Source organism: Streptomyces sp. CB02261, from assembly GCF_001905665.1.
Lineage (GTDB): Bacteria > Actinomycetota > Actinomycetes > Streptomycetales > Streptomycetaceae > Streptomyces.
This window is the reverse complement of record NZ_LIVX01000012.1, coordinates 114,139-128,238: the sequence shown is the minus strand read 5'-3', so window position 1 is coordinate 128,238 and position 14,100 is coordinate 114,139. Positions and strand designations below refer to the sequence as shown.

Below are 14,100 nucleotides of genomic sequence, written 5' to 3'. Positions count from 1 at the left end.
CGGCGGGAGGGGCGGCGTCGCCGCCTGTGGTCAGCCGCGGCGGATGAGACCGCGGAGCTTACCCGGCTCCTGGTCGTGCTGCGGCTCCGGGTCCGCGCTGCGGCAGGTGTTACCCATTGCCGCGCAACGAGACGGGGCGTATTGACGGGCGGGATGGGGCGGTCCAGGCCGTATCCGCGAGCAGGGTAAGGACGGGGAGCCGGTTATCACCAGGGCGCCGTCACCGTCCCGCCGGGCAGCGACGCGGGCGGCGAGCTCCGGTGAGGAGTAGAGCAGCGGGCCTTCGAGGCAAAGCTCTACGCGTAGTGCCCGGCGCGCCCGAGGCCGCGCCGCTGCTGCGGGCCGGCGTCCGGCATCACGAGCTCCGCGAAGCCGCGTCGGCAAATGCACCGGAAAGCCGACGCTGAGAGATGCGGCGACGCCCCGCGGGCGGCTGAGAGCAGCCCGCGGGGCGTCGGAGATGCAGGCGGGGCTCAGACCGGGCGGATGTTCTCCGCCTGCGGACCCTTCTGGCCCTGGGTGACGTCGAACTCCACCTTCTGGCCCTCCTGCAGCTCCCGGAAGCCCTGGGCAGCGATGTTGGAGTAGTGGGCGAAGACGTCCGGGCCTCCACCGTCCTGCTCGATGAAGCCGAAGCCCTTCTCGGAGTTGAACCACTTCACGATTCCCGTAGCCATGTCTCATGCCTTCCAGTCGATGAACGCCGCCCACACGATGTGGGAGGCGGAGGTGATCGCCCTGGTTCCTGCGGCACAGCACAGCAAAAAAGCCCACGCCGGAGGCATGGGCAAAGTGAGGATCCGAACCACGACAGCTAACGGGGACGGTACACGCCCCCACTCGCTGTGACCAGAGGAAACGCCTGACGCACAGGGTCAGACGACCGTCAGGACGTGCAAGGCGCAGCGCGGGACAGCGGCTCGAGGTCGCCGGAGAAGGCGGCGTGCACGGCGGCGGCCAGTTCCCGGGCCCGCCCCTCGCCGTCCACGTCGTACAGCACGACGTAGACCGGATCGGCGAACGAGTCGGGGCGGATCTGCCGGGAGCCGATCAGGTGGCTGACTGCATCGCGGACGGCGCCGTACACCGGGGAGTCGAGAGTGCGCTGCGGTGCGGTGAGCGCGTCGGCCTTCACCGTCCACCCCGGACCCTGGCGCTCGATGGCGACGAACACGGCCCGCTGCTCCTTGGCCGCGCTGTATGTGGTGGTGAAGGCGTCCAGGCCCGTCGCGTCCGGGATCCGGTCGGCGGGGCAGGGGGTCGGCAACGACTGCATGAGCAGCATCCTCCCAGGTGACGGTTCGCTTCACGTTGACTCAGGACGTGTCCTTATACAGGGCGGGGCATTGGGCTCCATGACACATATGCCGGCCCGGACGCCCCACGTCGAGGCCGGCGCGGTCCGCGGCCCCGCTTCCGCGCTCGGGCGACGGGGCCCCGTCCGCAGCTCCCGGCTTCCCCTTCCCGCGGCCGTACGACCGAAGGCCCTGGCCTCCCTCGAGACCAGGGCCTTCGTGCTGCCCGAGCACTGTCCAGTGCACTCTGGGCTGCATGGCGGACTGACGGGGCTGCCGGACCGGTGTGCCCAACCACGGAGTGCCGGCCCGGCAGCCCAGAACCGCAGCACCAGAGGGTGCCTGCGGTTTCCAGCAGGGGCAGGGACGACGGAGTCGGCCCGCACCGCACAGTCAGCCTCCGGGCCAGGGAGAGCGGTCGGCGAGCACCGCCCACGCCTCGTCCAGCCGGCCGGGCACGAGACGGCCATCGGTCTCCCACTGCCGGTTCAGCTCGGTGAAGATCAGCTCCAGGCCGGGACGGGGAACCGTTTCCCCGCTCCCCCGCTGCGCTCCGATGGCAGGCGTGAGCCGCATCGTCGCGGACGTGAGGGGTGTTCACGAGTACGCCTGAGCAGGCATCTCCCGGCCCGTTGAAGATCGCTTCCCAGGTGCAGGATGATCGCTTCCCGTTCCGGACAGCGCCGAGGACGACCTGGACTTTCACTGAGCTTCTTCAGCGCTGCTGGTCCGAGGTGGTGTGGCCGGGTCAAGCTTCTACAGCGGAAGGAGAACTGTGGGTATCGCTGGCGGGTTTACACCCAACACGAGTGTCCATGCGGAGTTGAACTTTGCCGTTCCGGAAGGAAGGAAGGGCTATCGGCGTCTGGTGGAAGAGTGGTTCGTCGACGCTGCCAGGAGTCTGAGTGGGGCAGCGCTGGAGCCTTTCGCCTTTCACGCATGGCCTCGATCTAACGGGCCGTGGAGCTGTGCTGAGCAAGTCGGGACTCCCGTACGGCGAACCCGGTGAGCTGTGGGGAAGTCTGTTCACCACGAAAGTGGCCCGCGGTAGACGCACGCGCTCCAGCCGGGCGTGGTCGCCGTCGGAGTGGGATGCTTTCCTCGACGGTCTCGAGAAGGTCCCCTTCGAGGTGGCACTCAAGCTGACGCGACTTGGTGCGGACGGGTACCCTGCCGGACCTTGGCTCAAGGTCACCGCCGAGCGGGACATCGAGGCTCCCGAGTGGGTGCGGCTCACGGCCGATCGCTCCTCGGAGGAGTTCTTCGCCCCGGATCACTCTTCCGGCGTCCAGCTGCAGTGGATCACGTTCCTGCGCCGCCAACTGGTGGAGGCGGGGCAGACCTGCCTCTTCGGGTGCTTGACGGACGACGTCGAGACGACCACCCAGCGGACGGCCCTGGAAGCGTCACTGGGGCTCTTTCAGGACGAGACCCTCCCGGAACTGGACTCCCGGCTGCGCGGTTACTCGTGGATCACCGTGTGCTCCCCCGGTGTCGCAAGCCGCCTCGGAGGTTCTGAGGCGCTCCGGTCTTCCGGGGCGTTCTCATCGGTGACTCCGCTGGTCGACGTCGGCCTGGCGCTCCAGGCGACGGAGGACATGCGCGACTACACTCCTGACCGCATTGCCATGGTCTACCGGCAGCTACAGGCGGTGCTACCGCCCGGTGAGCCGGTGGGCGGGTACTCGGACATGACCCTTCGGCTGGTCTTCGGAGGGCGCTGAGGCGGTCCGGTGGCGGTGCAGCGGACGGTGCGACGCCGGGTGTTCAGCGCCTGCAAGAGGTCGGCGACGGCAGCACCTTCCCGACCGCCAGCCACCTCGCCGCCTACGCCAGCCTCGCACCCGCGACCCGCAGTTCCGGGTCGTCGATCCGCGGCGAACAGCCCTCCCGGAGAGGAAACAAGCAGCTCAAACGGGCCTTCTTCCTCTCCGCGTTCGCCGCCCTGGCCGACCCCGCTTCCCGGGCCTACTACGACAAGAAGATCGCCCAGGGCAAGCACCACACCCAGGCCCTGCTCTGCCTCGCCAGGCGCCGAGCCGACGTCCTCTTCGCCATGCTCCGCGACGGAACCTTCTACGAATCCCGGCCCGCCACCTCGGGCTGATCCTCATCGCGCACGCCGCACACCGGGCAGTCCCATTCGTCGAGACAGTCGATCACGACAGGGTGACTGCAGAAGACGCACGGACGCATGCCCTCCTCGGCTGATTCCTGCACACGCGCTTCATCGCTCATGGCAGGCAGGGTGCCAGACGGCCTCCCGCCCGGCACCCACCACCTTGACCAAACACATAGACACCTCACGTTGCTAGGCAGTCAAGTCGGTCGGGCTGGGTCCTCGAACAACGGACTCGCGGGTAGCCTCGCGGCATGACCGAGTCGACCTCTCCCCAGCAGCCTCTGCCGACGTGGGACCAGGTGGTCGTTCTGCGGGACTTCATCCACGCCCGGACATACGCGGCCGCCGTTCCGACCATCCGCCTCAACGGCGAGCCGCCTCATGCCCCGGGATCCTCTCTTGCGCGTGTCGCGGAGGTCAACGGAGCACTGTACGAAGTCACGTCGCACCTGTGCCGTCGCCTCTATGCCGAGCTTGCAACAGGTCGCCCAGGCCCCATCGCGGATGTCTCCTGGGCGGCCCTGGCGTCGATTGCCGAGGCCTGGCGGGATGACCCTGAGCTGCCGGGCTGGATGAGCGAGCTCCTGGTCACGCCGCACTGACTTCGAGCGCTGGCGGTGCTGGGAACGCCGCCTGTTCGTCGAACAGCTCGTGCTGCTGGAGGCAGTGGTGGAGCTGGCCGATCATGCGGTTGAAGAGGTTGCGCAAGGCGGAGGCATGCCAGTCTCCATGACCGTCGCGGCGCCTGCGGTAGTGCGCTTTGGCGCCGGGCGAGGAGGTAAGGGCGGCGAATGCCCAGAGGTATCCGGCGTGGTTGAGGCGGTCGTTCTTGACCCATCGGCGGGTGATGGCGGACTTCTTCCCCGACGCCCTGGTGATGGGCGAGGAGCCGGCGTAGGCCTTCAGGCCGCGGGCGTCGGCGAACCGCTCCCGGTCGTCGCCGATCTCGGCCAGGACCCGGGCGCCGAGCTGGGCGCCCAGGCCGGGGAAACTGAGAATGACCTCGGCGTCCTCGTGCTGGACGAAGGCCTCCTCGACGGCTTTGGCGAGGTTGTCGGCGGCGGTGCAGGCAGCTTCCAGTTGGAGGAGCACGGCCAGCATCTGCTTGCCGAGGGCGTCTTCAACCAGCGGCGGCTGGTGGGCCCAGTCCGTGCGGAGGGCTTCACGGAGCCGCTCCGTATCCGCCTCGATAGCGCGCTTGCGGCCGGCCCGCTTGAGGGCAGCTGTGATCTGCGACCTGGTCAGTCGACGGGCCATGACCGGAGTCGGGGCAGCCTTGAGGAATTCGCGAATCTCGGGCCGGCACAGACCGTTCTGCCAGATTGCGGCAGCTGCCAGGGCCGCGGGGTAGTACTCGCGAAGCAGGGAACGGAGCTGGTTGGACATCTGCTGCCGGTTCCACGTGGCATCCTGCTGGGCCCGGGCCAGGACAGCGACGGCACGGGCCAACTCGGAGTCCGCCGGCAGCGGCCGGTGGGCGTGAATGTCGGTGCGGAGAATGTTCGCCAGCACGAGGGCATCGCCGGGATCGGACTTCTTGCGGGAGACGGCGTGCCGGTCGCGGTAGCGGGCCGCTGCCATCGGGTTGATCGCGAACACCGGCCGCTTCCCGGTCCGCAGGACGGCGACGAGAAGGCCGCGGCTGGTCTCGATCGCCACCGGAATCGGGGTCTCTTCGGTGTCGCCGTACTCGGCGAGCAGGTCCAGGAGGATCTTGTAGCCGGCCATGTCGTCGGTGATGTGCCGTTTGGCCAGGAGCCGGCCGCTGTCGTCGACGAGTGCGACGTCGTGGGTCTTCTCCGCCCAGTCGATTCCGCAGTAGATCAAGATGTTCCCTCCCCAGGGGTGCGGGTGTATGCGCTGGTCACGAGCGCATGCGGGCCACGCAGCTACCTAATTCCAGGCCTCGGCCATCAGGGCCGGGCCGCCACCTCACTAGCCGTTCGTGACACCAGCGCACCCCACGGGCCTCGGTCTATGCGGGAGCTCGGACGGCTCGGGCGTATCAAGAGGTCACCGCGGGGCGGGCTCGCACCACCAACACCAACGAGTGATCAAGGCGCAGAGTGGTGACGGCCACGCGAGCGCCGGACGTCGCCGCTCTATGTGTAGGCATCCGCTGCCCGGGGCACCCAAGGCGTCCGCCCGACGCACACGAGGCCGCCACTACTCGGCAGCGAGGCCGTCCGCACGATCTACCCAGAGGCCTCACGGACCAGGGTGGCGACAGGGCGTAACGGACCTCACCACTCGAACACCGCGGTGAAGCCACTCAGCACCACCGCGGTCCCTACGAAGGAATTAGGGGCACCCCCCGCCTCAACTGGCCGCCTGGTTCCGACCCCTACGACCGATAGACCAGTCAATCTTGTGATGGATCCAGACAAGAACGCTTCCTCCACAGAAGGATTCGATCATGCATTCGGTAAATCTTGGTGTCGCGGCCGGCCCCGAGGGCCGGCGCATGACCACATCTAGCCGCACGCCCTTGGGGGAACCATCAACACCGTCATACGACGTCGCCGTTTACGCACCACCTTGATATCCGCGCTGTCGACGATCGCCCTGCTGCCGCTCGCCTCAACCACCACTGCCGCGACAACCGCCGAATCCGCTCCTGGCCAGGCCCGCACCTACGTGGTGCCGGCAGGCTCCCCGCTCCCCTCCCTGTCCGACCTTCGCACAGGCGCCGAACGACAGCTGGCAGCAGCTGAGGCGACAGCGGAACCAACGACGCCGCTCGAGGTGGTCGGCCCCGCCGCCGCTTACGGCACGAAGACCACCATCCCCGGCGTGACTCCCCGCACGTCTCCCGCCCCTGCCTCCCGGTCTCTGGCTGCCCCGGCGGCTGTGTCGTACCCGGAGCCGGCCCGGACGATGTCGCTGGCCGAGTGCAAGGCGAACATGGGTGGCACCGCGAAGCTCTACCTCAAGTCCCGGTTCGCCGTGTGCACCGCCCTGCAGGTCACCACAGTCTGGGCCCGGTCACAGGGACAGCTCGGGACCAGCTCCTACACCGTCTACATCCGCGGGACGGTGCCCAAGGAGTCCGACCGCACGATGTTCTTCGACTACGACCTCACCGACTTCACTTCCGTCGGCACCACCGGCGCTGCCGGTCTGCGCATCAGCCTGAAGGGAGTCATCCCCCAGAACTGGCCGGCGGCCGCTAGGCCGGTCCTCAGCAACACCCTGCCTGTCACCAAGACACAGCCGCAGATGCAGGCCAGCCCCCACTACACCCACACCCTGCGCTACGCCCCCGGGCAGGGCAGCGGTGCCGGCGCGGCCGACCTCATCTCAGCGGTCTACCAGCCTGAAATCGTCGCCACCCTGCCTCCGGGTTGGGTGGGACCAAGCCCGGTGACCGGGAAGCCATTCATGTTCGCGCCGCGGTGGGACGCAGCCTCCTACCTGCGGAACTCCACCGGCGGCGGCAACCCCGCCAACAAGGGCGGCGCGGCATTCAGCATGATGGCCACCCTTGAGTACAGCTCCAAGGCCGGCGCCCCAGAGGAGGCCGTGGCCAGACACATCAAGCAGGCGTTCACCAACGCGACCGCCACCAAGCCGCTGAACGCTCAGAAGAACGTCCCCGGCGACAACCTGAACGAACCCTTGCACCGCCTGTTCCTGGACAAGCGGCGGCGGGACCGAAACCGGGCGGTCGCGGTGCGCGAGTGCACCCGCTACTGGGGCGCGAACTACACCGACGGTGGCAAGGAGTGCGACGAGTTCCCCTTCGCCACCACCTATGAAGGCTCCGCCGCCTCCGAGTTCGACGTACACGTCGAGAAGAACAACTTCTCCGTCCTGCCCGTGCCCGGAGCGCAGAATGGCGCGGCCGGTAACCTGCTGAGCGGCTTCTACAACGCCAACCGGATCATCGACGGTCTGGAAGACGGCTTCATCGTCAAGATCAACTGACCTGAGGGCTCGTGGCCGGCGCCCACGCCGCGCCGGCCACGATCTGGTCAGGCCTTGGGCCAGAAGTCGATCACGTACTTCTCCACTCCGTAGGCGACGCCTTCGGTCTGCGTGACGCGCGCGACCTCGGCGCGGCCGGTACAACCGACACGGACCCGCCACCAGCCCGGAACACCGAGCTGAATTAGGTGATCCGACCGCCCCAGGGTCATGGTCCACACCGCGACGTCCCCGGTGGTCGTCTCAAAGTCGACCTCGCCGATCTCATCCCACTCGACAAGCTCGGGTACAGGCTCGGCGTCCCAGATCCTGACAGTGACCGCCGCGGTGTGGGTGTGACCGGCGCTGAACAGGTCGAAGCGACGCTCGTGCCGGGCCAGGAACACCCCCCACTCGTAGCCGTCCCCGAATGGCACGGGCACCGCAGCGTCGTCCGACTCCTGGAACCCGAAACCTCTGAACGCGACCTCGACGTCCAGAAGCTGCTTCTGCAGTAACTCAGGCACGACGCCCTCTCCTCCTCGATGGGCCTGGAAGGCCCGGCTTCGGCACTATAGGACGCACCGGAACGACCCAGAAACCCGATTCGTTCTGGCCACTCACCGGGAGCCAGGAGCTCGATCGGGCCGTCGGGGTCGTACCGGACCGTGTGGGTGCTGGTGTGCCTGGCGGGTCTCGCTGCCGGGAGCGTCGTGTACGGGTCGCCGGCGGTCACCGCTGGGGGTCTCGCCGCCCTCGGCTCTGTCGGCTCCGTCGTCCTGGTCCTGGTCGTATCGGCTGAGGAACCGGGCGAAGCCGCGTGTTGCGCGGGCGAGCAGGGCCGGGGAAGGGACGCCGTAGGCGGGCGACTGCAGGCCGCGGCGGCCTCCCGGGGCCGGAACGGTGATGTCGGTGTGTGCGCAAGGCGGCGACACCCTCGACCGGTCGAGGCAGTCTTCGCGAGTAGAACGTCGGTCGGCCCGGCTCGGCGGGGCGTTCGATGATGGGTCAGGTCACCATCGCTGGATAGTTGTCCAGCTGCGGATCCATGATCCGAGGATCACTGCGCGGATTCCGTGTCGGAAGCATGTGTCGGGGCGACTTTCCACCGATCGGCTCGAATCGCTGGAACGGTCGGATCCCGTAGGGTCCTCCGCTTCGTCGGCGACACCGAGTCCCTCGACCTCTTCCAGTTCATCGAACGGGCTGTCCCAGCCAGTCGTGTCACGGACAGCTCTGCCGTAGGAGATTGCTGCGGACCGCAACGTCTCGAAGGCGTCGATGCCGGCTTCTCCCACCGAACCCGGCTCGGACATCAACCGAGCGTGCTGCCGCAGAGCGGCGATCGATTGCTCCAAGGCAATCGGAACGTCCATGGGCTTACTTCTGTTCGCCGTGGGAGTTCGGGACCCACGGTGCACTACTTCCGAAGCGCTTGCGGAATACCGTGCCGGGCATCGCAAACGCCGCTTCCACCGCGTCGTCGTCGATGGTGTTGCGTGCGGGGCGCTTGGGAACCTTCCGGTAGCCGCATGCGCGCATGAGGTCGGTGGCCGATTTCCAGCTGTCGGAGGCCACCACCACCTCGTCGACGGCGTCGCAGGCATTGCTCGCATCGGCCAGGACCGCGTATGCGATGACCGTGTCCTTGATTGTGGCCTTGGCGCTCATTCCGCCCATCTGCACTCCAATCGGTGACGGCGGGGCCGCAGTACGGCCCCGCCGCGGGATCCTAGACGTCACCGTCGGAGGACCGGCTTCGGCAGCAGCGTGCTCAGTAGCTGAGCAGTCTCCGCCTCCATGTCCACTCCCCCGCCGAGGCCCTCGTTGATTCGGGCCAGCCGCGCGGCGGCTTTGCGCAGGGCGTCCACGTCCCCGGCCGCGTGGTGGGCCAGGAAGACCTGTCGGTGAAGAACTTCGTTCTCTTCGCCGGCGACGAGGCCCTGGTTCGCGGCCCAGAGGGCGCCAGCGTAGTCGGCAGCCTCCCGGCGGCGGGTAGAGAGCTCGTAGGCGACGTCGACGATCGCCGAGACCATCTCCTGGATGGCGGGCTCGGCCCAGGCGTAGCGCTGGGGGTCGATGGCGGCGAAGGGCCGGCCGCGGACGAGCGCGAGGGCTCGGTGCAGGGCGAGCTCGCCGTCCTCGTCGTGGCGGGCGAGGCCGATCCTGGCGAAGTTCTGGAAGGTGCGCCAGTCGCAGGTGACGGCCTGGGCGAGGCGGTAGCGGCTGTCACCTGTGTCCTGGACCCGCGGGAAGAAGGCCTCGCCGCCGGCGTTCTTGCCGAGCCAGGAGCGGGTCCTGGAGATGACGGCGTTGCGCATCTGCTTGTTGACCAGGCGGCCCGGCCAGAGGGCGTCGTCGATGGCGTGGTGGTCGGCGCCGGGGTTGAGCGCGAGGTAGGAGACGAGTTCGACGGCTGCGCTCTGCCTGTTGGAGTCGATCCGGCCTGTGGCGCCTTCGATGACCACTCGTCCGAGCAGCAACACCGTCGGCGCGGTCTCGTACGTGGCCTCGGTACCGTCGGCGTCATCAACGGCGCGGGCCGGGGCAGGCACCGGGAGGGGCGCCGGGATCGGATTCTCGGCCTCAGGGATCGCCTCGGAGGGGCCGGTCTCATGATTCGTCAGCGCGGGGGCGGCTTCGGCCGTCGGTGCAGGCGCGGCAACTGGGGCGCGAGGGGCGTAGTAGCGGTCAGTGGGGGTCCAGCCGCTGGTGCCGTGCTCGGCCTGGTCGTCGGGGTCCTCGGCGATGTGGGCGGCGGGCTGGCCGGTCGGCTCTGGCGTCTCGTCGGTGGGGGCGTCGGCCTCGGTCTGATGCTCGGTCTCGAGCGCTTCCCGCTCGATGTCGGCGTACTCGTCTGGCATGCCGTCTTCGTCGGCGCTGGCATCTGGCTGCGGTGCTTGGTCGTCGCTGGTCTCTTCGATGTGGTCTGACGGGTCCTCCTCGTCCGCATCTGCCTGGTCTTGCTCAGCCTTGTTCTCTTCCTCCTGCTCGTCGGTGTCGAGAAGGCCGTCCAGCCACTCGTCGCGGGCGGGTACGTCGGTGGTGTTGCCAGACAGGGTGAGGAGTTCGATCGCGTCGGCGAAGTGCGGGTCCGACAGGCCTTGGAGCTTGATCGGCAGACTGGAGCCCGGCAGGACGATGGTCTCGTCCGGTCCCGCGCAGTGGAGGCTCCAGCCTTCATCCGGGGCCAGGTGGGCATTCTTGCCGGCCGTGACGACCGCGCCGGCGACCCGCGGCTGCGCCGTGATCAGGTGGATCAGCGCCTCGGTCTGGGCCCCTTCCGGGAGGTCGGCGGCGAGGAGGATGTGGGGCGTCCACGATCCTCCGGCGTCTTCCTGCAAGCGGGCCGTGCGGAGGGTGGGTGCGCCGATCGCGGCTAGGGCGCGGCGCTGGTCGGCCGTGTGGCTGGTCAGTTCGGCGATCGCGTCGGCGAGGGAGGTGGTGCGGGCGACGCGCTCGGGTGCTGCGTCGTCGAGGCCGGCGGCGGTGCCGGCCAGCGCGGTGATCTCCAGGTGTCCGGGCAGGGGGGTGCTGGCGAGCTCGACCGCGATGGCCTGAAGGACGTGGCGGGCGTGGTCGGCGTCGCCCTCCAGGTGCAGCACGCCGACGTGTTCCAGGTCGACGAGGACCAGGTGGCCTGCGCCGTCCCAGCCAAGGGAGACCAGGGCGGGGTAAGGCGCGTCGGCGCCCTGGAGGGCGTCGTGGTCGGCGAGGTCGGGGCTGGAGGCTGGACAGGTCCACAGGTCTGTGCGGCCGGCGGCGCTTGAGAAGGGCTTCATCGGGGGTACGTCGCTGTCGAGGTGGAGTTCGACCTTGTGCTCGTGCAGGACGACGGCGGTGACTACCGGCAGGTCGCGCTCGGCGGCGGCAAGGTTGAGGGCCAGCGTGCGCAGGGCGGTGTCGAGGAGGTCGAAGCCCGTGGGGTGTTGGGCGGCGCGCAGACCCTGCTCGGTGGCGGCGGCGCTGCCGGTGGGCATGGGGATGCGGCGGCCGGGCCGGCGGCGTCGCTGCTGGAGGATGCGGCGGGTTGCGAGCGTGCCGATGAGGGCGGCGGCCAGGGCTCCGGCGCCCATATAGACGGCAGCGGGCGCCAGCGCCTCGCCAGTGTCCTGCGGCTGCTGGGGGGTGTCTGCCTTCTGATCGTCCTGCGGGGGCGTGGGAGCGACAGCGGTGGGGGTGGAGGCGGCGGGCGCAGGGGTGGTGGGCTTCGAAGGTTGTGGGGCGGGGGCGGTCGGCTTGGGGGTGTCCGTCGGCGTGTCCGGCTTCGGGGGCGTCTTGGTGTCCGGGGCGGGCCGGCTGTCGGGAGCGGGGGCCGGGGCGGTTGCTGTGGGGAGGGTGAGTGCCTGGCCGGGGACGATCAGGTCGGGGTTGTCGAAGGTCCCGCCGCCGGGCAGCGGCTTTCCCTTGTTGGCTTCGAAGATCTTCGGCCAGTCCTCGGGGGCGCCGTGCTCGTCAGCGATGCCCCACAGGTTCTCACCCGGCTCGACGACATGCTCGGCCTGGGCCGCAGCGGGCTTGGGGGCGGTGGCGCCGGCCTGTGCGGGCCCGGTCGTCTCTGGCGTGGTCGCGTCGGGTGCCGGAGCTGGGGCGGCTGGTTTGGCGATGTCGGCGTCGGCGGGGAGGCGGATTACGGCGCCCTTGGGCAGGAACTGGTCGCCGGCCGCGAGTTGTGGGACCGAGGGGTTGAGCGCTGCGATGTCTTTCCAGCGCGGTCCGCTGCCCAGGTACTGCTCCGCCAGGTCCCACGGGAGCTCGGAATCCCCGGTGACCGTGTGAGTGGGCCAGGTGTCCTGCTCCGCCGCGGTCGGCGCCTGGGCGGTCGCCGCGCTGCTGGTGCCGGCGGTCTGTACGGCCGTGGCCGCGATGGCCGGGCTGGTCGTCGTGGCCGAGGCCGCGGTGGGGGCGAGCAGGACGAGGCTTCCGATGAGGAGGCCGGCGAAGGATTGCATTCCGCCGAGGCCCTTGATCCGCCTCGCCTTGCGGCCGCGGAACAGGGCGACGATCTCAACGAGGGCGGAGAGGGTGAAGGCGGCCCAGCCGATCCAGCCGATGGTCGTGAGCACCGTGAAGAACAGCCGGCCGTCGTCCTGCTGGGTCAGCAGTTCCCATCCACCGACGAAGTCGGTGGGCTGATGGCCAACGGCCAGCAGGACGAGCGGGATACCGGCGATGAGGGCGGCGAGGACGGCGAGGCCGAGCAGGGCGCGGAGCAGGCGTAGGGGGGTGCGCATGGGGTGGTCAGCCTCCGGCGTGGGTGTGCAGTCGGGCGTGTGCGGTGCCGGACACGTTGATCGTCGATGTGCCTACGAACTGTGCGAACAGCGTGTTGTAGGTGTCGTGGACGGTGACTTCGAGGCGCTGGCCGCCATCGGTGATGGTTACGGAGCCCGAGACGTTCTGGGCGGCGAGGTAGTCCTGGGCGGCGGCAACGGCGGCGTCCGGGTCGACCGTGATTTCGGTGCCTTGGACGGCTTCGGGGATGTTGAGCTGCTGGCCGGCGGCGCGGGCGGCCTCTTGCGCGAGTCCGGTGGCCTTGTTGGTTGCGTTGAGGGCGCCGCCGCCGTCGACCAGTAGTCCCATGATCATGATGATTCCGATGGCGCTCAGCGCGTAGAACGGTGAGAGCGACCCTTGGTCGCCGCCGTGGCGGATGCGGTCCCGCAGAGCGGTGATGGGGTGGGTGAGGGCGGTGATCACTGGCGGCCTCTGTAGGAGTCGATCGGGCTGGTCCACGAGGCTTGGAGCGTGCGGGATCCCGGGAGCCCCGGCAGTCCGATCTCGCCGAGCGGTGCGGTGCAGGCAACGGTGACGCGGACGGTGGCTTCCTGGCCGATGTCGAGGCTGTACCCGGAGGTGTCGACCGAGACGCTGGAGGAGGCGCAGCGGATCCCTTCACCGTTGAGGCTGCGGGTCGCGGCCGCCGCCCCGGCTGCCTGCGCGGCACCGGCTTCCCGTTCGAGGGAGGCGGCGCGGGCGGCCGCGCGGGCGGCGCCGTCCACGGCGCCGGAGGCATCGGTTACTCGTCCGAAGGCGATCATGAGGAGGATGAGGGCGATGATGGCTGGCGCGAGGATGACGGTCTCCACCGAGTAGCTTCCGCGGTCCTCACGCCAGTTGTAGTGCGGGGCCTGTGTCATTGCGCCGCCACCCAGCGCTCGACTGGAGCCTCAGCGCTCTGGACGACGTCCAGCTCGAAGCCGGGGACCAGGGTTGCGACGGTGCCGCGGACGGTAATGCGGATCTGCTCCGGGCCGCTGCCTTCGGCGGAGACGCTCGCCCCGCGGACGCTGCCGTACTTCGCGAGGAGTTCCTGGGCCTGGGCGACGCCGTCGCCGGTGCTGGCGCCGAGCTGGCGTCCGGCCTCCGCTCCCTGGGTGGCTGCGGAGCGGGCGACGGAGCGGGCGTGGAAGTACATGCCGGTCTGGATCGCGGCGAAGACCAGGAACAGCACCATGACGGCGAGCACGGCCAGCTCCACGCTGCCTGAGCCACGGTCGCCCTCGTGTCGCCGGCGTGCGCGTAGGCGCCGCCGCCGGTTGCTGACCTGGTCTTTCACGCCGCTCCCCTCCTCGTCGTGGTTGGTTTCAGCCGCTGATGAGCGGGATCTTGGCGTCGGTGAAGGTCTTGATCGCGGCGACGACCGCGATGGCGATGGCGATGACGACGCCGGCGATGACGGCGAGTTCAGCCGAGGTCTGGCCGGCGTCGCCGCCCTTCTTCAGTCGCTCCCAGCGGGCGGCGAGGACGGTGGTCAGGGCGCGGATGTGCATGGTT

Annotated in this window: 16 protein-coding genes and 1 pseudogene; 4 read left to right on the top strand and 13 right to left on the bottom strand. The window is 69.3% G+C overall.

Annotation, left to right across the window (positions count from 1 at the left end; genetic code table 11):
- Positions 1 to 473 precede the first annotated feature (473 nt).
- From AMK29_RS31480 to AMK29_RS31470, 3 genes are all read right to left on the bottom strand, one after another.
- Complete coding sequence (locus tag AMK29_RS31480; RefSeq protein ID WP_030219333.1) at positions 474 to 677, bottom strand: cold-shock protein; 204 nt, start codon at positions 675 to 677, stop codon at positions 474 to 476.
- Positions 678 to 886: 209 nt separating this feature from the next.
- Positions 887 to 1,276, bottom strand: a complete 390-nt coding sequence (locus AMK29_RS31475; RefSeq protein WP_073819448.1) for a hypothetical protein — start codon at positions 1,274 to 1,276, stop codon at positions 887 to 889.
- 412 nt (positions 1,277 to 1,688) lie between these two features.
- A complete protein-coding gene (locus tag AMK29_RS31470; RefSeq protein WP_073819446.1) occupies positions 1,689 to 1,871 on the bottom strand; it encodes a hypothetical protein in 183 nt (60 codons plus the stop codon).
- Positions 1,872 to 2,263: 392 nt separating this feature from the next.
- Here AMK29_RS31470 and AMK29_RS31465 point away from each other — a divergent pair, with 392 nt between their 5' ends.
- Together AMK29_RS31465 and AMK29_RS31460 are read left to right on the top strand one after the other, a co-directional pair.
- Positions 2,264 to 3,019, top strand: coding sequence for a hypothetical protein (locus AMK29_RS31465; protein WP_073819444.1), 756 nt, complete (start codon positions 2,264 to 2,266; stop codon positions 3,017 to 3,019).
- 56 nt (positions 3,020 to 3,075) lie between these two features.
- A pseudogene (locus AMK29_RS31460) lies at positions 3,076 to 3,402 on the top strand (transposase); the annotation flags it as partial.
- On the opposite strand, the gene AMK29_RS36590 reads toward AMK29_RS31460, so the two are convergent.
- Complete coding sequence (locus AMK29_RS36590) at positions 3,372 to 3,533, bottom strand: hypothetical protein (protein WP_158071367.1); 162 nt, start codon at positions 3,531 to 3,533, stop codon at positions 3,372 to 3,374. The pseudogene AMK29_RS31460 and the gene AMK29_RS36590 sit on opposite strands and share 31 nt — an antisense overlap.
- Before the next feature lie 135 nt (positions 3,534 to 3,668).
- On the opposite strand from AMK29_RS36590, the gene AMK29_RS31455 reads away from it, so the two are divergent.
- The gene (locus AMK29_RS31455) at positions 3,669 to 4,019 is read left to right on the top strand and encodes a hypothetical protein (protein WP_073819442.1); all 351 of its coding nucleotides are present in this window, start codon (positions 3,669 to 3,671) and stop codon (positions 4,017 to 4,019) included.
- Here the strand turns inward: AMK29_RS31455 and AMK29_RS31450 are convergent.
- Entirely contained in the window at positions 4,006 to 5,244 is a 1,239-nt protein-coding gene (locus AMK29_RS31450; protein WP_073819440.1) for an IS110 family transposase, read from the bottom strand. The two genes, AMK29_RS31455 and AMK29_RS31450, sit on opposite strands and share 14 nt — an antisense overlap.
- A 711-nt stretch (positions 5,245 to 5,955) precedes the next feature.
- On the opposite strand from AMK29_RS31450, the gene AMK29_RS37495 reads away from it, so the two are divergent.
- Entirely contained in the window at positions 5,956 to 7,344 is a 1,389-nt protein-coding gene (locus AMK29_RS37495) for a NucA/NucB deoxyribonuclease domain-containing protein (protein WP_241845772.1), read from the top strand.
- Between the two features lie 47 nt (positions 7,345 to 7,391).
- Here the strand turns inward: AMK29_RS37495 and AMK29_RS31440 are convergent, their stop codons facing one another.
- The 8 genes from AMK29_RS31440 to AMK29_RS31405 all read right to left on the bottom strand — a co-directional run bounded on the left by AMK29_RS31440 (position 7,392) and on the right by AMK29_RS31405 (position 14,096).
- Entirely contained in the window at positions 7,392 to 7,850 is a 459-nt protein-coding gene (locus AMK29_RS31440) for a hypothetical protein (RefSeq protein ID WP_073819438.1), read from the bottom strand.
- A 486-nt stretch (positions 7,851 to 8,336) separates the two neighbouring features.
- Positions 8,337 to 8,699: a hypothetical protein gene (locus AMK29_RS36275; protein ID WP_143202965.1), complete on the bottom strand. Its 363-nt coding sequence runs from the start codon at positions 8,697 to 8,699 to the stop codon at positions 8,337 to 8,339.
- A gap of 4 nt (positions 8,700 to 8,703) precedes the next feature.
- On the bottom strand, positions 8,704 to 8,994 hold the full coding sequence (locus tag AMK29_RS31430) for a hypothetical protein (protein ID WP_073819587.1): 291 nt from the start codon (positions 8,992 to 8,994) through the stop codon (positions 8,704 to 8,706).
- Between the two features lie 68 nt (positions 8,995 to 9,062).
- Positions 9,063 to 12,557 (bottom strand): LysM peptidoglycan-binding domain-containing protein, encoded by a 3,495-nt coding sequence (locus tag AMK29_RS31425; RefSeq protein WP_073819436.1) that lies wholly within the window; start codon positions 12,555 to 12,557, stop codon positions 9,063 to 9,065.
- A 7-nt stretch (positions 12,558 to 12,564) separates the two neighbouring features.
- A complete protein-coding gene (locus AMK29_RS31420; RefSeq protein WP_241845771.1) occupies positions 12,565 to 13,023 on the bottom strand; it encodes a pilus assembly protein TadG-related protein in 459 nt (152 codons plus the stop codon).
- A complete protein-coding gene (locus AMK29_RS31415; protein WP_073819433.1) occupies positions 13,020 to 13,463 on the bottom strand; it encodes a TadE family protein in 444 nt (147 codons plus the stop codon). Before AMK29_RS31415 ends, AMK29_RS31420 begins: the two co-directional genes overlap by 4 nt.
- Positions 13,460 to 13,882, bottom strand: a complete 423-nt coding sequence (locus AMK29_RS31410; protein ID WP_073819431.1) for a TadE family protein — start codon at positions 13,880 to 13,882, stop codon at positions 13,460 to 13,462. The genes AMK29_RS31415 and AMK29_RS31410 overlap by 4 nt, the downstream gene beginning before the upstream one ends.
- Positions 13,883 to 13,910: 28 nt before the next feature.
- Positions 13,911 to 14,096 carry a hypothetical protein gene (locus tag AMK29_RS31405; RefSeq protein WP_073819428.1) on the bottom strand — a complete coding sequence of 62 codons (186 nt, stop codon included), beginning with the start codon at positions 14,094 to 14,096 and terminating at the stop codon, positions 13,911 to 13,913.
- Between the last annotated feature and the right edge of the window lie 4 nt (positions 14,097 to 14,100).